General features: G+C 67.4%; 17 protein-coding genes and 1 tRNA gene. 13 read left to right on the forward strand and 5 right to left on the reverse strand.

The features are described from left to right. The first annotated feature begins 315 nt into the window (after nt 1-315). Together FHS38_RS30340 and FHS38_RS30345 are read left to right on the forward strand one after the other, a co-directional pair. Nucleotides 316-1,095, forward strand: coding sequence for a hypothetical protein (locus FHS38_RS30340; protein ID WP_184739042.1), 780 nt, complete (start codon nt 316-318; stop codon nt 1,093-1,095). Between the two features lie 98 nt (nt 1,096-1,193). Beyond that, nucleotides 1,194-1,382, forward strand: a complete 189-nt coding sequence (locus tag FHS38_RS30345) for a hypothetical protein (protein WP_184739045.1) — start codon at nt 1,194-1,196, stop codon at nt 1,380-1,382. Nucleotides 1,383-1,570: 188 nt separating this feature from the next. Here FHS38_RS30345 and FHS38_RS30350 read toward each other — a convergent pair whose 3' ends face one another. Both FHS38_RS30350 and FHS38_RS30355 read right to left on the reverse strand, forming a co-directional pair. Next, the gene (locus FHS38_RS30350) at nt 1,571-2,329 is read right to left on the reverse strand and encodes a glycosyltransferase family 2 protein (RefSeq protein ID WP_184739047.1); all 759 of its coding nucleotides are present in this window, start codon (nt 2,327-2,329) and stop codon (nt 1,571-1,573) included. Between the two features lie 2 nt (nt 2,330-2,331). After that, complete coding sequence (locus FHS38_RS30355; protein WP_184739049.1) at nt 2,332-3,120, reverse strand: GntR family transcriptional regulator; 789 nt, start codon at nt 3,118-3,120, stop codon at nt 2,332-2,334. Nucleotides 3,121-3,363: 243 nt separating this feature from the next. Here FHS38_RS30355 and FHS38_RS30360 point away from each other — a divergent pair, with 243 nt between their 5' ends. The 10 genes from FHS38_RS30360 to FHS38_RS30405 all read left to right on the forward strand — a co-directional run bounded on the left by FHS38_RS30360 (nt 3,364) and on the right by FHS38_RS30405 (nt 13,079). Then, on the forward strand, nt 3,364-3,723 hold the full coding sequence (locus tag FHS38_RS30360) for a hypothetical protein (protein WP_184739051.1): 360 nt from the start codon (nt 3,364-3,366) through the stop codon (nt 3,721-3,723). A gap of 100 nt (nt 3,724-3,823) precedes the next feature. Next, entirely contained in the window at nt 3,824-4,084 is a 261-nt protein-coding gene (locus tag FHS38_RS30365) for a hypothetical protein (protein ID WP_184739053.1), read from the forward strand. Then, entirely contained in the window at nt 4,081-5,484 is a 1,404-nt protein-coding gene (locus tag FHS38_RS30370; RefSeq protein ID WP_184739054.1) for a hypothetical protein, read from the forward strand. Before FHS38_RS30365 ends, FHS38_RS30370 begins: the two co-directional genes overlap by 4 nt. 88 nt (nt 5,485-5,572) lie before the next feature. Beyond that, nucleotides 5,573-7,837 carry an ATP-binding protein gene (locus tag FHS38_RS30375; RefSeq protein ID WP_184739057.1) on the forward strand — a complete coding sequence of 755 codons (2,265 nt, stop codon included), beginning with the start codon at nt 5,573-5,575 and terminating at the stop codon, nt 7,835-7,837. Nucleotides 7,838-7,977: 140 nt separating this feature from the next. Then, nucleotides 7,978-8,229 carry a hypothetical protein gene (locus FHS38_RS30380; protein WP_184739059.1) on the forward strand — a complete coding sequence of 84 codons (252 nt, stop codon included), beginning with the start codon at nt 7,978-7,980 and terminating at the stop codon, nt 8,227-8,229. A 29-nt stretch (nt 8,230-8,258) separates the two neighbouring features. Then, on the forward strand, nt 8,259-8,453 hold the full coding sequence (locus tag FHS38_RS30385) for a hypothetical protein (protein ID WP_184739061.1): 195 nt from the start codon (nt 8,259-8,261) through the stop codon (nt 8,451-8,453). 12 nt (nt 8,454-8,465) lie between these two features. Further along, nucleotides 8,466-8,903, forward strand: a complete 438-nt coding sequence (locus tag FHS38_RS30390) for a hypothetical protein (protein ID WP_184739063.1) — start codon at nt 8,466-8,468, stop codon at nt 8,901-8,903. 169 nt (nt 8,904-9,072) lie between these two features. Next, nucleotides 9,073-10,869: a DnaB-like helicase N-terminal domain-containing protein gene (locus FHS38_RS30395; RefSeq protein ID WP_184739064.1), complete on the forward strand. Its 1,797-nt coding sequence runs from the start codon at nt 9,073-9,075 to the stop codon at nt 10,867-10,869. 216 nt (nt 10,870-11,085) lie between these two features. Continuing rightward, nucleotides 11,086-11,427, forward strand: coding sequence for a helix-turn-helix domain-containing protein (locus FHS38_RS30400; RefSeq protein ID WP_184739067.1), 342 nt, complete (start codon nt 11,086-11,088; stop codon nt 11,425-11,427). Between the two features lie 59 nt (nt 11,428-11,486). Continuing rightward, a complete protein-coding gene (locus tag FHS38_RS30405; protein ID WP_184739069.1) occupies nt 11,487-13,079 on the forward strand; it encodes a LacI family DNA-binding transcriptional regulator in 1,593 nt (530 codons plus the stop codon). 31 nt (nt 13,080-13,110) lie between these two features. Here FHS38_RS30405 and FHS38_RS30410 read toward each other — a convergent pair. After that, a tRNA-Pro gene (locus FHS38_RS30410) sits at nt 13,111-13,184 on the reverse strand. Between the two features lie 108 nt (nt 13,185-13,292). Next, nucleotides 13,293-14,219 carry a metallophosphoesterase gene (locus tag FHS38_RS30415; RefSeq protein ID WP_184739071.1) on the reverse strand — a complete coding sequence of 309 codons (927 nt, stop codon included), beginning with the start codon at nt 14,217-14,219 and terminating at the stop codon, nt 13,293-13,295. Between the two features lie 211 nt (nt 14,220-14,430). Here FHS38_RS30415 and FHS38_RS30420 point away from each other — a divergent pair, with 211 nt between their 5' ends. Continuing rightward, nucleotides 14,431-14,895 (forward strand): GatB/YqeY domain-containing protein, encoded by a 465-nt coding sequence (locus tag FHS38_RS30420; protein ID WP_184739072.1) that lies wholly within the window; start codon nt 14,431-14,433, stop codon nt 14,893-14,895. 114 nt (nt 14,896-15,009) lie between these two features. On the opposite strand, the gene FHS38_RS30425 is transcribed toward FHS38_RS30420, so the two are convergent. Next, nucleotides 15,010-17,196 carry a transglycosylase domain-containing protein gene (locus FHS38_RS30425; protein WP_184739074.1) on the reverse strand — a complete coding sequence of 729 codons (2,187 nt, stop codon included), beginning with the start codon at nt 17,194-17,196 and terminating at the stop codon, nt 15,010-15,012. Nucleotides 17,197-17,274: the final 78 nt, after the last annotated feature.

Consider the following 17,274-nt stretch of genomic DNA (forward strand, 5'->3'; position numbering starts at 1 on the left):
CAGCTCAGGGCCGTCCCACCGCTACCTTGCGTGCCAACTACCGTGCTCAGCCGCCAACCAGCGTGCTCAAGCGCCAACTGTCCCGCTCAGTCACAGGGCCTGGCTGCGGCGTTGGTTCGGTCCAACCATCCGAATCGAACAAAGGCGCTACTGGGGTCCTGAGTCAAGAGGCTGGTGCGGTTCGGCATTCTTCATAGCCCGAACATCTCGTACGGGTTTGACTGACGGTCAGTTCTGCGGAACCATACAGCTATGCCTCGAGACCGGCCAGACTCGGACCACCCCGTAATGAATGAACCCGCGGATAGGGACCGTGTGATCAGCGCCCTGCGGGCATCCTCTGCCCGCCTGCCGCCGAGCGGTCGGCACATCCAGCAGGCCAGGGCACTAGTGGAGCTGGCCGTCGAGATGATGGGCAAAGCCGTAGTCGTCGAGCGCCTGCGAGACACCTCCTGGGAAGAAGTGGGCAATGCTCTTGGCGTCACCCGCGCTACTGCCCATGGGCGCTTCTCCAAGGTGGTCACGGCCTGGCAGGGCGACAAGGTCGCCGCAGGACAGGAATCCGGCCTCGGCGCAGCTATCCAAGACCTCGATGTGGCCTGGTCGAAGGTCGGGGCGCTGGTGTCGGACCGCCTGGCCCTGAGACAGATGGAACTCTCGTCAGCGTCCAACTACGCGGCGACTGGGAACGTCGAACCAACCGGCGGGGCCGACGCGTCCGAAGGTGGGGGGATTTGCCCGCTCTGCCGGACTCCTTTCGAATCCGCTGACGACTCGGCCGAGCTTGCCAGGTGCCCGAAGTGCGGCGCCTTCTCATCGCAAGCCCGGAGGGCTCTCGCCCAGAGGTTTCGCCAGGCCATGACCGAGGACAACGCAGACGCTGGAATGGGTCTCGGCTTCAGGGGCGATGACGGTGCCCCCGCGCTGTTTCAGATCAAGGATTGCCCGCCGACGGATCAGGCAGTCCCAGCGGTGGATACGCAGGCCCTGCTGAAGGAACTGAAGGTCCTGGCCAGCACCCTCGCAGCCTCAGCCGGATCTCGGCAAAGGTTGGACGATCTTGAACGTCGCCTCCGTGACATCGAGGCACGCTGAGCCATCCACAAGATTTCCGCCGGTCACCGTACGACGCCCTAGGAAGCCACACACGGTGACCGGCGGATGGTACCCACCTCAACTAGCAAGGAGAGTCCATGGCAAGTATGCCCGCCGAGCCAGCCCAAGGCTTCCCAGCCGCATCCGGCCCCGATCTGGCATTGGTGATCACGGCAGCGCTCGCTGTCGGATACGTGCTCGGCGCCACCACAAAGATCGACCAAGTGATGACCGAGGTCGCTGTTTCCCTCCTTGGCTGGTGTGTAATCCAGATCCGACGTCTCTGAAAGATTGCTACGCGGGTGTCCAAGTAGAGTTTGGACACCCGCACCAGCGGTTGACGAGAGTCACCCGAATCAGCGGTACCACCACACCCGGCGCGAGAGATGCGCTCAGCCCAACCGCCTCTCAGCTGCTCTAACGTGAGAGTGTGTCCCAGGTGTAAAGGCCTACACCCCCAGAGAAGCGGCGGTGGTCAAGCTGCGTCGTATCGCCAGCCGTCCATCGCTGCCAGCACACGAGCCCTGGCCTCAACCACAGCGAATCGGGCTTCCCGCTCACCCTCTTGGGCGTGCTCCTGCTGCGCGGTGACCTGTCCGGGCCACTTGCGGTAGAGGAGCCCGGTCTCGGCGGAGAACCATCCGCGGCTGACCGCGCTCAGCGCGAGCAGCAGCCCCGTGTCCTCGGAGGCCGGCAGAGCCATCCACCCGCCGAGGGCCAGGAGCAGATCACGGCGTACGAACAGCGTGGCCGGGTGAACCTGTGCGCGGTAGTTGTGCTCCTTCCAGTGCTGGAGCACAGCGCCACGCTCGATCAGCCCCTCGGGCGGGTCCTGGTCGAAGCCCACAGTGGAACCGTCGGGCAGCAGGTCGAGCACCCGCGAGGTGGACCAGCCAACCGAGGGGTCCTCCGTCAACGCGCGCAGGTCGCGGGCGAGGGAGCCCGGGGTCAGCATGTCGTCGGCGTCCAGGACCTTGACGAATTGGCCCTTGGCTCGGGAGAGCGCCATCGTGCGGGCGACACCCGCACGTCCCGGACGTCCCTGGCCGAAGCTGATCCGCGGATCAGCAGGTACATGTGGGGCGACGGTGTCGGTCTCGCCGTCCTCCTGGATGACCCATTGCCAGTCCCAGCCGTCAGGCAACTGCTGTTCGGTCAAGGACTTGTAGGCGTCCGCGAGGTACTTGGCCGCCGGTGTGTGAACCGCAGTGATGACCGTGATCAGGTTTGCCATGATCACCACCTGGCCAGAGGAGTCGTGAAGAGAAGCTCGGTACGGTCACCAGGCAGCTTCACGTCCGAGATCTCCACCACTCGCCCGCTGGTGTCGATGGATGTCTTTCGGAGAACGATCACGGAAACGCCTTTCTGGAGGCCGAGCTCCTCGGCCTCCTCCACGGTCGGAGGTCGAGCTGTGATCCGCTCTACGACGCGATCGAGTTCCACGCCCACGGTGTAGAGCTGGTTCTGGGTGCCGCCCGGCCACGGCTCCTTGGTCTCGTCGAGCAGGTCCGGATTAGCGGCCACCACGTCGTGGACCAGGTAGGAGCGGGCCACATTGAACGGTGCGTCTTCCTCACGTGAGTGCGTGCGGTAGGTCCGTTCGAGCAGGCGCGTCCCCACCGGCACTCCGAAGGCGTCCGCCAGGTCCGCATCGGCCCTCGCTTCGCGGAACTCCGCGCTGAAGACGAGGTCGGAAACGGTCAGACCTGTGTCGTGCTCCGTGGCCCCAGTCTTCTTGCGCTCGTCTTCGACCTGGCGGGCTCTGTCCTTCTCCCACTGGTGGCGCTCGTTGGTCCTCTGCACCCGCTGTCGTGGCTTCCGGACGAAGTTGCCCACCCCATGGCGCTTGTCGATCAGTCCTTCAGCGTGCAGCTCGGCGAGTGCTTCGCGCATCGTCGGCACGCTGGTGCGGTACTGCTCGGCGAGTTTCGTTTCGGCGGGAAGCCGATCACCTGGCTTCAGCTGACCTGCGCGGATGTGCTGACGCAGAGCGTCGGCGATCCGCTCGTATCGCTTGGCCATGTGGTGCTCCGTCCTTGGTTGCCGAGCGGGCGTGCCCCCTCGGACGGTCTCAGCATAAGTCCTCAAGAGGTGTTGACGACAGCAGGAGATCCCCCTATGGTCAAACCACTCCTCAAGAGGAGTTGAGGACAAGAGGTCTTGACGAGATCTCGGACCTCTTGGCGTGCCTGCGTTGGAACAGTCCTGCGTAGGCAGCGGCCGTACCGCCCGTTTTGCCCGGCACCTCCACCAAAGGAGAGATCCATGCTTCTCGCGATCGGCGACGTCGTCCGTGTCCGTCACACCGCGATCCTTGGGACCGTCGTCGGCATCTCCACCGGCGAGCGCCGCGGCGCGGTGCAGCTTCAGGTCAGCGGCAACCTCTTGCAGAACTTCCGGCCGCGCGACCTGGAACTCGTGGCCCGCGGCTTCAAGCCGGCGGGTGGCCTCCGGGCCCTGATCTTCTTCGTCTTCGGAGTGACCGCCGCTGTGATGAACGGGCTGACCGCCCAGAGCCTCGGGGCCGGTCCGCTCGTGACCGCCCTCGTCTCGATCGCCACGGCGACCACCATCTCGGGCGGCCTGTTCAACCTCTCCAACCGGCCCCGCCGAGTGCGGGTCTGACCTGGCTCTTTCCCCTGGGGAGGCGGTACTCCCGTGCAAAGGACACCGCCGCCGCCTCAGGTCTCCCTGCATAGCTGGCTTCGATCAGGAGAGCACGTCCATGAAGGAGTTAACCGACCGCTACGAGGCCGCCGCAGATGACGACCTCGTTGAGCTGTCCCTCGGTACACCCCTGGAGCTGTGGCTCGGCGAGAAAGGGGAGAGTGGGGAGGAACGGGCGGCTCGGCTGTGCGCGGCTAGCGACATCCTGGCCGAGAACCCGGACTTGAAGGACCTCGTCACCAGGATCTGTGCGGAAGCGATCGTGGAAGACGCCCCTGACCTCCTGGCCGCCACAGAGTCCGTAGTGGGCCCGTTGTGACCCGCCCTGTCAGCCTGCTTCTGCTCGATGGGGAAGCGCGCGCCCGCGCGGCCGCCGCGTCTGAGCCCAAGACGACGGTTCGGCCTGAGCCGGTGCGGTCGACGCATGTCACGAAGCGGGAAGCAGCCGCCGCCAGGGAAGCCATCGAGCGGCTGGAGACCGTTGGTCGACTGGTGACTCGCTCGCTGCTGATCCTGGGGACGGGCGCGCTGGTGTTCACCTGCGTCAATGTCACCGTTTTCGCGATTGCGCACCACGTGTCTGGCTGGGTCGCCTGGATGCTCGACCCGCTTGCCTCGCTGGCTCTGCTGACGGTGCTCTACGTCGACGGAATCCTTGCGGAGCAGGGTTCTTACCGCGCCAGCGGATGGCCGTTCGCGCTTCGCTGGTTCGCGGGCCTGTCTACATGGGTCATGAACTGCTGGCAGAGCCTCTACCCCGACGGGACGTTCCACATCGTCCCGCAGTACCCGGATGCCGGCGGGCTGCTGCTTCACTCAGTGGCACCGCTCCTCTTGATCATTCTGGCGGAGGCTTCGGCCGGGTATCGCACCTATCTCGCCGAGCAGACGGCTGCCTACCGCCGGACCATCAGCGCGTACGAGGACCTTGTCCGCGCTGAGCAAGAGGCGAGGGCCCGGCGCGCTCAGGAGGAACGCGAGCGCGCCGAGGAAGCGGCTCGCGAGTTGGCCAGGCTGGAGCGCGAGGCCGAAATCGAGAATGCCCGTGAAGCCGCTCGTTTGCAGCGCGAGCGCGAGGCACACGAGGCCGAGCACGAGGCGCGGGAGCACGCTGCCCGACTCGAACGCGAGGCCCGCGCGGCGGAAATCGAGAAGGCTCGCGAACTGGCCCGGTTGGAGCGCGACCGGCAGGAGCGCGCAGCGGAGATCGAGGCGAAGCGGCTGCGAGTTGCAGCGGAAATCGAGGCAGCCGAACGCGATCGCGAAGCCCAGCGTGAGGCTCAGCGGATCCAGGCGGAGGCCGAGGCCAGGGCCTTGGAGGAGGACGCGCGGGCCAAGCGTCTGGGCGACGCGGAACGGCGTAAGGCCAGGCGTCAGGATCCCGACAGCCGAAATCGCGGGTCCTCGAAAAGCGCCTCGCGAAGTGCTGGCGTCCCCGACTCATCGTCCACGTCGGGCGCCTCGAAGAGTGGCGAGCGGATCCCGCGCGAAGTGCGTGAGACGCAGCGCGAGGAGGCCGAACGCCGCGCCGCGGTCGCGTTGCTGAACAACGAAACTCCCGATCCCGCCGCGCTCGCAAAGCCTTACTGCCGGGGCGAGACCTGGGGCGGTGACCGCGTACGTGCCGCACGCCGGCGCCTGGCCGAGGAGGCCGGGTTCGAGGACGAGGTCATTGCCGCTGCGCTGCACGAGCTCGACGCCGACGAGCCCACGCCCTGATCGGTACGAAAGCACGGGGCCCGGTCCTCAACCGACCAAAGCGATGCACCGGGCCCCGCTGTCCCTCCCCTGTGAGGAAGGAATCTCAGTGAACCACGACGACGAGAACGAGCTGTTCGCCCGCTTGGAGGCGGACATGGGCGCCGGGCCCGCAGTGCCCGGTGGTGAGGTGGTGGACCTGGGCAAGGCCCGTGCCGCCCGAACCGAAGCAGCCGAACCGGGCGACGCCCCGACCCCCGTGGCTGACTCGGCCACCGATAAGGCGCCCACTTCCACTCCTGGCGGGCCGGGCGGCTCCGACAGCGACACGCGTGGAGTTGCCAAGTCCGAGCTGGTGGATAGCTCGGTGCCGGTGGAGTCAGGTCCGGGCCTGCTTGACCGGATCAAGGGTGCGAAGCGGCTGGACGTCATTCCGGGGTGGATGAGGTCGTGGCCGGAATTCCGCGACGCGGTGACCTGGCTGGCTGGTCACGCTGGGCACACCGCCGCCTTCCACGCGGTGCGCGCACCGCTGTACGCGGGCAAGCTCGCTGTCCGTACCCCGCGCGGGGTGGTCAATGTCCTCACAGGGGTAGGGCGGTGGGCCTCGGACGCGGAAGGAGAGCCGCTGAGGCAGGCCGAGGCCCGTCGTGAGAACTCGGAGCTGTACTTGAAGCTCGCCCGGCAGCGGGATCGCAGGGTGCGGCTGAGGACGATTGTCACAGCCTCCGGGACTCTTCTGGCATTGGGTCTGGCGCTGTTCCTGGTCTTCGGCGCGTCACTCCTGACGCAGACCATCGCAGCTGTGCTGGCGATGCTGGTCTTCGGCCAGATAGGGGCGCCGGCTGATGCGCCGCTGTCGAGCAGGGCGGTCATCAAGACCGAAGTGCAGAAGCTGACCAGCGACATGGTGGTCAAAGCAATGGCCTCGATCGGTATCGGCCCGATCAGCAGCGCGGTGGCCAAGGGCCAGGAGGCCATCACCTTCGTCGCCCCCATTACCCGAGAGGGCCCCGGTTGGCGCGCGGATGTCGACCTGCCGCTCGGCGTGACGGTTGCGGATGTTGTGGACCGCCGATCCCGCCTCGCCTCCGGCCTGCGCCGACCGCTGGGGTGCGTGTGGCCGGACGGTGATCCCAGTGAGCATGAGGGGCGGCTCATCCTGTGGGTTGGTGACCAGGACCTCTCCAAGACCGGCAAGGTCAAGTGGCAGCTGGCAAAGGCGAGCCAGCATGACATCTTCAACCGCAACCCGTTCGGCATCGATCCGCGTGGACGGGCCCAGTCGGTGCCGATGATCCAGCACAACGTTCTCATCGGATCCCTGCCCGGACAGGGCAAGACCAGTGCCGTGCGGGTGCTCGCCTGCGGCGCAGCCCTGGACCCGTCCGTCGAGCTCTGGATCCATGAGAACAAGGGCACCGGCGACCTGGACGCCTTCGCCCCCATCTCCCATCGGTTCGTCTCTGGCATCGACGACGAGGCGATCAAGTATTCGGCTGACTCCCTCGCCCTGCTTCGCAAGGAGGTCATGCGCCGCGCCGGCGCACTGAAGAAGCTGCCGCGCGATCTGTGTCCGGACAAGCGCATCACGCGGCAGATCGCAGACAAGCGCTCGCTGAAGCTGTGGCCCCTGGTCGCCGTATTCGACGAATGCCAGAACGTCTTCGGTCACTCCGAGTACGGCAAGCAGGCAGGCGAGGACGCCGAGTTCATCATCAAGCTCGGTCGGGCGCTCGGCGTGATTCTGATCCTGGCCACCCAGCGCCCGGACAAGGACTCGCTGCCGACCGGGGTCAGCGGCAACGTCTCCATCCGCTTCTGCCTGCACGTCGCCGGTCAGACGGAGAACGACATGGTCCTCGGAACCAGCTCCTACAAGAACGGGCTGCGGGCCACGATCTTCCGTCCGGAGATCGACGCCGGTAACGGCTATCTCAAGGGCGCCACGCCCACCCCGGTCGTCGTGCGCACCGCCTACCTGGACGGTCCGGCGACTGAGCGGATCGCCCAGCGTGCCCGCGCGCTGCGAAAGGCGATGGGGACACTGTCCGGCCAGGCGATCGGTGAGGAAGCCGAGATGGCTTCAGGCCCGTCCTACGACCTGCTGGCAGACATCCTCGCGGTCGTTCCCGAGTCGGAAGAGCGGGTGTGGAACGAGCGGATCGCCGCTCGCCTCGCGGAGATCCGGCCGGACGTATACGGCGGCTGGCAGGGCGAGAACGTCACCAGCGCACTCAAGCCTCATGGCGTGACCACCCGCGGCGTGGCCGGGGCCACCGACGAGGGGAGCCGCACTACCCGCCGCGGCATCGTCCGCGAGCACGTCGCCAAGGCGATGGCGGAGCGTGATGGAAGTACAGGGGCGGCATAGCCGTGATCGCCCGCTACCGGTAGCAGGCCCACCCGCTACCGGTAGCACCCCCGCTAGCACCCTCAAGGGCCTCTCACCAGCGATCTAGCGCGTAGCGCCCCTTTCAGCGGACCCCTGCCAACCGCCCAGGAGAGCCCTTCATGCCCTCTTCCGTCTCTGCTATCGCCTTGCTCCTCTTCGTCACGCTCGGTTACGCAGCTCTGTGCGCTGCGAGCCCCTTCGGCCGCTGTCACAAGTGCCACGGCTGGGGCTTCGCGATGAAGACCGACCGCAAGGGCCGGGCGAAGCGCGGCAAACACTGCCGTCGCTGCGATGGCACCGGCCAACGCATCCGCATAGGACGCCACCTGTTCAACGTCGTCAGCCGCATCTACCGCGACGGCACCCGCTGACTACTGGCCCATCACCCAGGAGCTCTCCCATGGCCGTGAGCCTCTCCCTCGTCTTCCTGTTCGGGCTCGTCCTCGCCTTCCTCCTCAGGTTCAAGGTCCTCGGGACCGGTGCGGCCTTCGTGGCCGTGATGTTCGGCTTCTTCCTTGCCTCCACCGGATTGGCGCACCCCATCAACCAGCTGACCGCTGACTTCATCGCCGCCATCCGCCACGCCGATTTCTAGGGAGCAACTGCCGTGCACGACCTCACCTATGAGGGCCAGCCGACCGCTCTCGACCGTCTTCGCACCTTGGGAATGAGGTACCTGAACGAACGCACCGGGGCTCGGCGCCGCGCTGAGGAAGGGCGCCGCCGACGGGAGCGTGACTTCCTGCCTCACCAGGCGTACAGGCGGATCGCCAGGGACTTTCCTGCCACCCTCGGATCCGCCCTGACGTTGGAGGACTTCACCGGCTTTCCTCACGTCCACCACGAGGACATCCGCGCGAAGGCCTGTGCAGTCGCCTACCTCGGCGACGGTCTGTGGCTGCACTTCTCCTCGGCTCGGTTCACCTTCCTGCGCCGCTGTCCCTGCAGCCGGTACAGCGAGCACTTCTTCGACAACGAAGCCCAGTTCGCTGTTGCCCTCACAGAGGGCTTCGCGGATACCCGTCACTGCACCCACCAGCCTTAACGGCGAGGAGGCCAGAAGTGCCTGAGATCCGTACGTCCGCCAGGAGTACGTCACCTGGCGTCGATTGACCCGCTAGCAGACGCACCGAGGCGGCGGCACTCCCGTGCAAGGACACACCGCCGCCTCGGCTCTCCCTGCTCGCCCGAAGACAGAACAGGAGGCCTCCATCATGACAGCTGAGGCCGCACCGCCGCAGTACGACCTTCTGCGGTCTCTGCCGGCTGCCCCCGAGCCTCGGATCGACCGGATGCCGCCGCAGGATCTCGACGCTGAGCAGAGCGTCCTCGGCGCAATGATGCTGTCCGACGTGGCCATCGGTGAGGTCGCGGGCGTCATGGATGCCGTCGACCATTACAGGCCCGCGCACGAGACCATTCACCGGGCGATTCGTGAGCTGCACGACCAGGGGCAGCCCGTCGACCCCATCACTGTCGCTCACCACCTCGACAAGCGTGGCGAGCTGTACCGAGTCGGCGGTCCGAGCTACCTGCACACTCTCGTCCAGGCCGTCCCGACCGCGGCGAACGCTGAGCACTACGCGGAGATCGTGCGGGACAAAGCAGAACGGCGCCGTCTGATCGAGGCCGGTCACCGGATCGCCCGGATCGCCGCTGAGCCTGGCCAGGATGCCGAGGATATACGGGCCGCAGTACTGGCAGAGATCAACGAACTGGCAGCGCGCCCGGCGGTAGAGGAGAAGCCGGAAGCCAGCGCACCGCCAGGCCCCGCGAACCCGCTCTACGATCCACAGCTTGGCCTCCAGCGCCCGGAGCGCCCCGGGCCCACCCCTCACCCTGACGTCTTCTGCGGTTGGATCGGTGAGACCGTGCGCGAGCTGGACTCCACAACCGAGGCCGACCCCGTCGCCGTGCTTGCCAACTTCCTGTCAGCGGCCGGGACCATCATCGGTCGCCGTCCTCACGTGATGGTGGGCAATGATCGGCACCCCTGCCTGATTTGGCCCCTGACCGTCGGCCCGACATCCTCCGGCCGCAAGGGCTCGGCGACGTCGACCGCTCGCCGTGTGCTCGCCGAAGCGTTCCCGGACTTCTTCGGGCCCGACCACACTCCGCGCGGGCTGAACTCCGGCGAAGGCCTGATCGAGTACGTCAAGGACGACGACGGCGATCCCGCGAGTTTCGACAAGCGGCTGTGGGTGGTCGAGTCCGAGTACGCGGTGACCATGAGCCGAGGGCGGCGGGAGGGGAGCAGCCTGCCCGGTGTCCTTCGGCAAGCGTGGGACGGAGACTCGCTTGGCTCCATGGTTCGCGAATCGCTCAAGGCCACCGATCCGCATATTGCGATCCTTGGCCACATCACCCCCGACGAGTTCCGCGCCAAGATGCAGGACTCAGAGATGGCCGGCGGTACGTACAACCGCTTCCTGCCGATCTTCTGCCACCGCAATCTCATCCTGCCCGGTTCGCGTGGGGCGAGCCCGGAGCTGGTCGCCAACCTCGCCGCTGGGTGGCGCACGGTTCTCGTAGACGCGGGGCGTGTCGATGAGGTCCGGTTCAGTCCGGACGCGTGGGCTCTGTACTGCGACGAGGTCTATCAGGCGCTCAGCGACGACGATGCCGCAGGCGGAGCGATCGCGCAGTTCACCGCCCGTGCCGCCCCGTACGTGCAGAGGGTCGCCATGGTCTACGCGCTATGCGACCACACCGACATGATCGGGGAAGATCACATGCGTGCCGCATGGCACCTGCTCAACTACGCCCGAGCGTCGGCCGTACACCTCCTTGGCAATGCCACTGGCGATCCCAAGGTCGACAAGCTCTCGGGAGCCGTCCGGGCTGCCGGCACTGAGGGCCTGACCGGTGAACAGGTCCGGAAGCTGTTCAAGAACACCGGCAAGGCCGAGCGGGACCGCCTTGTGTCCGCTCTGCTCAGCCTGCCCGGATACACCCGCAGCCAGCGGCCCACGAAGGGGCGCCCGACGACCGTGCTCACCTACACGTCCTGAAGTCGGTAAGGCAGCTAGGCCGATAAGCCTGCTGATCTGCGGAGACGCTGAGTCGGTAACGGAGGCGCCAAGCAGGCGCTAAGTCCCCTTGGTGATCAACGGCCAGGACTTACCGACCCCCTTCTCGTGGCTCTTATCACCCCCCAGATCCCCAGCTCAGACGGCTTATCACCCTTACCGACCTTTCCGCCCGTGCCCGGAGCCTGAAGGGAACCCATGGCCACTCCGACGCTCCCGCATCTGCACACCCCCCAGGAGATCGCCGATGTGTTCGGCTGCTCCGAGTGGTGGGTCAAGGAACAGGCGCGGCGACGGCGCATTCCTTTCACCAAGGTCGGCGGTGCCTACCGGTTCACCGCGGAGCACCTGGTCGAGATCATCCGCATCTACGAAGAGAGGCCCGACCACCAGAGGCAGGCCCCGAGTGGGAGCGCCACCGCCGGTCGTCGCCGTTCTCACCCCCAGACCTCAGCGCCGGCCGTCCAGCTTCGGGCTCGCCGACCGCGCCGCCTCCGGAAGTCACCTGGTGAGCATCCGCCGGAGGTCGCTGATGGGTGATGCCCCTCACGAGACCTGGCGCTGTCGCTGATCCACTCAAACAGTAGTGAAGGAGACCCATGGGCTACGCAGAGAAGCGCACCGGTTATTACCGCGGCCGGTACAAGGTCGCACCGGGAAAGTACGGAACCGTCTGCGACGCCACCGGCGCCACGATCAAGTTCCGCACGAAGAGGGATGCGGAGAAGGCAGCCAACGACGAGGAGGCAAAGGTCACCGGCGGCACCTGGCGCGACCCCTCGGCCGGACGTATCGCTTTCGGCGAGTACGCGAGCCGGTGGTACGCAGCTCAGGACCTCGCTGCCTCCACCATGCAGAACTACCGGCGCCACATCGAAGAGCACCTCCTTCCCGAGTTCGAAGAGATGTACCTCGCCGAGATGCTCCGTCCCGAAGTGGATGCGTGGGAAAAGAAGGAGAAGGAGGCTGGATACGCGGCGTCCAGCATCAAGACCTGGCGCGGCACGCTCCACCTCATCCTGGAGGACGCTGTCGACGAGGGGCTGATCACCGCCAACCCCGCCACGAAGCGCCGCGGCCGGGGCAAGCGAGCCGGCCGCTCCCGTGCCCGTGGACCCGAGAAGGTTGTCACCACTCCTCTCGGCGCGCTCTTGATCGCTGAGAGGGCTGCCCTTCTGTCGGGCCGGGACGATGAGTTCGTGGCCTGCATCCTCAAGCCGTACACCGGGGCGCGCTGGGGCGAGATCGTTGGGCTGGAGACGGAGTTCGTGCGTCCCGGCTTGGTCCGGATCGAGTGGCAGCTCTACGAACTGGACACTGGCGAGCTGGTGCGCTGCCCGCCCAAGGACGACAGCTACCGGAACATCGACGTCCCGGCCTGGCTGTCCAAGCTGGTGTCGGACCACATCGCGCGCACGGCCCCGACCCCGTGTGCGTGCCACGGCAGGACGTACGTGTTCCGCGGACAGGGTGTTGCCCGAACCGGAGCGCCAGGGGCGAAGCTGGTGGACGTTGCCCGGCGCGCGGGGGTGTCCAAAGGCACGGTCTCCAACGTGCTTAATCACCCCGAACGTGTGACCGAGGCCACGCGGGTGCGCGTCGAGGCAGCGGTCGCCGACCTCGGGTTTGTTCGCAATGGGATGGCGCAGGAGAACGCGGAGCACTGGCGTCGCAATGGGTTCGCCACCTGGCTGTTCCATCCGGCGGCCGATGGCTGGTACCCGAAGAAGGCGCCGCAGGAGGCGCGACCGGTGCCGCTCTTGGCCGAGCCCTGGCCGGGTGTGCCGGCGCGAGGGAGGAACGCCTCGGGACGCGCCGAAGCGTGCTGGCTCCCCATCGCGAAGGGAATCACCCCGCACGGGCTCCGGCACGCCGACCGGACATGGATGGAGGAGCTGGGGACGGAGAAGGTGCTCATGGATGAGCGCATGGGCCACATTGACGGCTCGGTCTCGGCCCGCTACTCCCATGTGACACAGGCCATGCGTGACCGGCTGATGGCTGGGCTGACGCTCCTATGGGAGGCGGCGCTCGACGCGAGGTTGGCCATGTGTCCGCGATCGCCAGTCGCCGTGCTCGACGCGTTACTCCTGGAGCGGGCGCAAAGGAATCTGGGAGACGATCCCAAGATCATCTCCCAGATTTCTCCCAGGGGCCTTCTGGAAACGAATCAGGGGCCCGACTCTCGATGAGAGTCAGGCCCCTGACCTGGTGTTTCAGCTGTCGGGGTGGCGGGATTTGAACCCACGACCTCTTCGTCCCGAACGAAGCGCGCTGCCAAGCTGCGCTACACCCCGATGTGCCCCCGAGTTTCTGCTTTCGCAGCTCCCCGGCGCAACGAGCTCTACTTTAGCGGACCCGGGCCCGGAGACGAAATCCGATTCCCGGGGCCGCTCGCGCGGGGCTCAGTCCCGCGCGGTCAGGGTGAGCAGAGTCGCCTCGGGCGGGCACGCGAAGCGGACCGGCGTGTAGCGGTTCGTGCCGCAGCCCGCGGAGACATGGAGGTAGGAACGGTTGCCGCCGGCCCGGTGGGTGGAGAGGCCCTTCACCCGCTTCGTGTCGATGTCGCAGTTGGTGACGAGGGCACCGTAGAAGGGGATGCAGAGCTGGCCGCCGTGGGTGTGCCCGGCGAGGATCAGCGGGTAGCGGTCGGCGGTGAAGGCGTCGAGCACCCGGAGGTACGGGGCGTGGACGACGGCGAGCGAGAAGTCGGCGTCCTCCCGCGGACCGCCCGTGACGTGTGCGTACCGGTCGCGCTTGATGTGCGGGTCGTCGAGGCCGGTCAGGGCGATCTCATAGCCGTCGATCTTGAGGCTGCCCCGGGTGTTGGTGAGGTTGACCCAGCCCGCGCAGTCGAAGCCGTCGCGCAGGTCCTCCCAAGGGTTGTGGATCGCGGCGACCGCGGGGGCGTTGCCGTTCAGCCCGTGCCGGCCGCTGGCCTTCTCCAGCAGATAGCGGGCGGGGTTGCGCAGCTTGGGCCCGTAGTAGTCGTTGGAGCCGAAGACGTAGGCGCCGGGGAACTCCATCAGCGGGCCGAGCGCGTCGAGCGTCTCGGGCACGCCCTCCGGGTCGGAGAGGTTGTCACCGGTGTTGATGACGAAGTCGGGGCGCAGCCCGGCCAGCGACTGGAGCCAGCGCTGCTTCTTGCGCTGCCCCCCGACCATGTGGATGTCGGAGACCTGGAGGACCCGCAGCGGCCGCATGCCTCGCGGCAGCACGGGCACGGTGACCCGCCGCAGCCGGAAGGAGCGGACTTCGAAGCCGGCGGCATAGGCAATGCCGGCGGCACCGACGGCCGTGATTCCCAGGGGTACTCCGTATCGCGCACGCATGCCGCCCATGGTCGCAGACCGCAGGGGCCCCCGGGTCACGGGCCGGGGGCAAAGCGGGAGTTGCGGGCGGCGAGGGGCGGCCACCCGGCGGCTGTGGGGGAGCGGGGTTTGCCTCGATCGCGCCCGCGTGGGCTCCGCCACGGGCGCCCTCGCCGGCCGTCGGGGCCGTTAATGCGGAGCGCACGCGTGTGCCGGGTGCGAAGATTGCGCCATGACCACCCTCAAGTCCAAGCTCCACGATGACCTCACGACCGCCATCAAGGCGCGAGACGAGCTGCGCTCCTCGACGCTCCGCCTCACCCTCTCCGCGATCGCGTACGAGGAGACCGCGGGCAAGTCCGCCCGTGAGCTCTCCGACGACGAGGTGCAGAAGGTGATCACGCGCGAGGCCAAGAAGCGTCGCGAGGCGGCCGAGGCCTTCGACAAGGGCGGCCGGGCCGATTCGGCCGAGCGGGAGCGTGCGGAGGGCGAGGTGCTCGCCGAGTACCTCCCCCAGCAGCTGTCGGACGAGGAGCTGGCCACGATCGTGGCGGCCGCGGTGGCGGAGGCCCAGGCCGGCGGCGCCGAGGGACCGCGTGCGATGGGCGCGATCATGAAGATCGTGAACCCGCAGGTGGCGGGTCGCGCCGAGGGCGGCCGGGTCGCCGCCCAGGTGAAGAAGCTCCTCGCGGGCTGATCACCGGATACCTACGTAAGAGGGGCGCCCGGACCGATACGGTCCGGGCGCCCCTCTGCGCTGGTGGGCATGGCCCGTGGATCCCGCGGGGATGCCCGCGGGGATTCCTGTGGGCTATCGCCCGTCGTTGCCGCCGATGACGCCCGGCGGGATGGAGAACCGGGGCCACGGCTTGTTCTTGCCGGGCTTGTTCGGCTTGTTGGGCTTACCCCGGCCGCCCTTGTCGGAGCCCTTGGGCTTCTCGGGTTCGGCGATCGCGACGGTGTCGAAGGTCGGCGCGGGCTTGCCCTCCAGCGCCCCGGCCATGGCGTCACGCCAGATGGGGCCCGGGGTGTCACCGCCGTAGACCTTGTCGTGGTACTCGCCGCCGATGGTGATGCCCTCCATCTCGACGTCCTTGCCCGGGCCGCCGACCCAGACCGCACCGGCCATGTTCGGGGTGTAGCCGACGAACCAGGCGGCCTTGCGCTCGTCCGTCGTACCGGTCTTGCCCGCGCTGTCCCGGCCGGAGAGTCCGGCCTCCTTGCCCGTGCCGTCCTCGACCACGCCCTTGAGCAGGGTGTTGACGGTGTCGGCGGTCTCCTCGGACATGGCCCGGGAGCAGTGCGACTTCGGCACGTTCAGGCTCTTGCCGTTCGGGCCGGTGGCCGAGGCGACGAGGACGGGGGTGCAGTACTTGCCGCCGTTGGCGAACGCGGCGTAGGCGGCCGCCATCTTGAGCGGGGACATGCCCTGCGTGCCGAGGGCGATCGACGGCACCTGGTCGATCTTCGCGCCGGACGCGGGCTTCAGGCCCAGCTTCGTCGCCATCTTCGTCACCGGGCAGACGCCGATGTCGCCGATCATCTGGATGAAGTAGGTGTTGACCGACTTCCCCGTCGCCTCCCGCATCCCGTACGGGCCGACCTCGCTGCGGTTCTCGTTGCTGACCATGTCGCCCCCGCCGTTCTTCCAGGGGCGGCCGCAGGTCTCGACCTCGTCCGGGTAGGGCATCTGGTACGGCGAGGAGTAGACCTTGTTGGGCGAGATGCCCTCCTCGAGGGCGGCCGCCGCGAGGATCGGCTTGAAGGTCGAGCCGGTCTGGAAGCCGAAGTTCGACCCGCTCATGGCCTTGTCGGCCGAGAGGTTGATCTGCGTCTGGAACTCACCGAAGCCGTACGGGCGGGACTGCCCCATGCCGAGCACCTTGCCGGTGCCGGGCTCGACGATCGAGACGGCGGTGGCCACCGGGTCGGACTGGTAGACGTGGTTGGTGATCGACTTCTGCACGGACTTCTGGGTCTGCGGGTCCAGGGTCGTCCGGATCGTCATGCCGCCCTGGTTCCACCGCTTGGCCCGCGCCTCCTTCGTCTTGCCGAAGACGGGGTCCTGCAGGAACACCTCGCGCACGTAGTCGCAGAAGAAGCCGGCGCCGCTGACGGCGGTGATGCAGCCGCTCTTGGGGCGGCTGACCTTGAGCTTGAGCGGCTTGGCCTGCGCGGCGGCGGCCTCGGCCGGGGTGATGTTCTTCGTCTCGGCCATGCGCTGCAGCACGAGGTTGCGGCGCTTGGTGGCTTCCTTCGGGGCGTTGACCGGGTCGAAGCGGCTCGGCGACTGGACGATGCCGGCCAGCAGCGCGGACTCGTCGAGGGTGAGGTCCTTGGCCCGCTTGCTGAAGTAGCGCTGGGCGGCGGCCTCCACGCCGTAGGACTGCTGCCCGAAGAAGGTGATGTTCAGGTAGTTGTTGAGGATGCGCTCCTTGCCGAGTTCCTTCTCGACCTGGATGGCGTACTTCAGCTCCTTGACCTTGCGGCCGATGGTCTGCTGAGTGGCGACGGCGACCTTGGCCGGGTCGTCGCCCGCCTCCTCGACGAAGACGTTCTTGACGTACTGCTGGGTGAGCGTCGAGGCACCTTCGGACACGCCGCCGGACTGCGCGTTCTTGTTGAGCGCGCGGAGCACGCCCTTGAGGTCGACGGCGCCGTGCTCGTAGAAGCGCGCGTCCTCGATCGCGACGATCGCCTTCCGCATGTACGGCGAGATCTGACTGAGCGGCACGACCGTGCGGTCGCGGGAGTACACCTTCGCTATCTCGCCGCCCTGGGCGTCGAGGATGGTGGTGCGCTGGCTCAGTGGCGGGGTCTTGAGATTGGCCGGGATCTCGTCGAATCCTTCGACCGATTCCTTGGCCGCCAGTCCCATCGCCCCGATCGCCGGCAGGGCCAGCCCCGCCAGGACCGCTCCGGAGAGCACGCTGACGCCTAGGAATTTCGCGGCCTGCCGGGTCACGGTGGGACCCTCGCCCGAGCGCTTCTTAGCCATAGGGGGAAGCCTACGTTCTCATTCGGCGGACAGACGCCCGTGTGTTCGCCTACGCTGTTTCACGCCAGTAACTGTGGT

The organism is Streptomyces netropsis, assembly GCF_014203545.1.
Classification (GTDB): Bacteria; Actinomycetota; Actinomycetes; order Streptomycetales; family Streptomycetaceae; genus Streptomyces; species Streptomyces netropsis.

Coding starts and splice junctions, on each gene's coding strand:
- FHS38_RS30345 (WP_184739045.1), top strand. CDS start 1,194: ATGGCAAGTATGCCCGCCGAGCCAGCCCAAGGCTTCCCAGCCGCATCC.
- FHS38_RS30350 (WP_184739047.1), bottom strand. CDS start 2,329: ATGGCAAACCTGATCACGGTCATCACTGCGGTTCACACACCGGCGGCC.
- FHS38_RS30355 (WP_184739049.1), bottom strand. CDS start 3,120: ATGGCCAAGCGATACGAGCGGATCGCCGACGCTCTGCGTCAGCACATC.
- FHS38_RS30360 (WP_184739051.1), top strand. CDS start 3,364: ATGCTTCTCGCGATCGGCGACGTCGTCCGTGTCCGTCACACCGCGATC.
- FHS38_RS30365 (WP_184739053.1), top strand. CDS start 3,824: ATGAAGGAGTTAACCGACCGCTACGAGGCCGCCGCAGATGACGACCTC.
- FHS38_RS30380 (WP_184739059.1), top strand. CDS start 7,978: ATGCCCTCTTCCGTCTCTGCTATCGCCTTGCTCCTCTTCGTCACGCTC.
- FHS38_RS30385 (WP_184739061.1), top strand. CDS start 8,259: ATGGCCGTGAGCCTCTCCCTCGTCTTCCTGTTCGGGCTCGTCCTCGCC.
- FHS38_RS30395 (WP_184739064.1), top strand. CDS start 9,073: ATGACAGCTGAGGCCGCACCGCCGCAGTACGACCTTCTGCGGTCTCTG.
- FHS38_RS30400 (WP_184739067.1), top strand. CDS start 11,086: ATGGCCACTCCGACGCTCCCGCATCTGCACACCCCCCAGGAGATCGCC.
- FHS38_RS30405 (WP_184739069.1), top strand. CDS start 11,487: ATGGGCTACGCAGAGAAGCGCACCGGTTATTACCGCGGCCGGTACAAG.
- FHS38_RS30415 (WP_184739071.1), bottom strand. CDS start 14,219: ATGCGTGCGCGATACGGAGTACCCCTGGGAATCACGGCCGTCGGTGCC.
- FHS38_RS30420 (WP_184739072.1), top strand. CDS start 14,431: ATGACCACCCTCAAGTCCAAGCTCCACGATGACCTCACGACCGCCATC.
- FHS38_RS30425 (WP_184739074.1), bottom strand. CDS start 17,196: ATGGCTAAGAAGCGCTCGGGCGAGGGTCCCACCGTGACCCGGCAGGCC.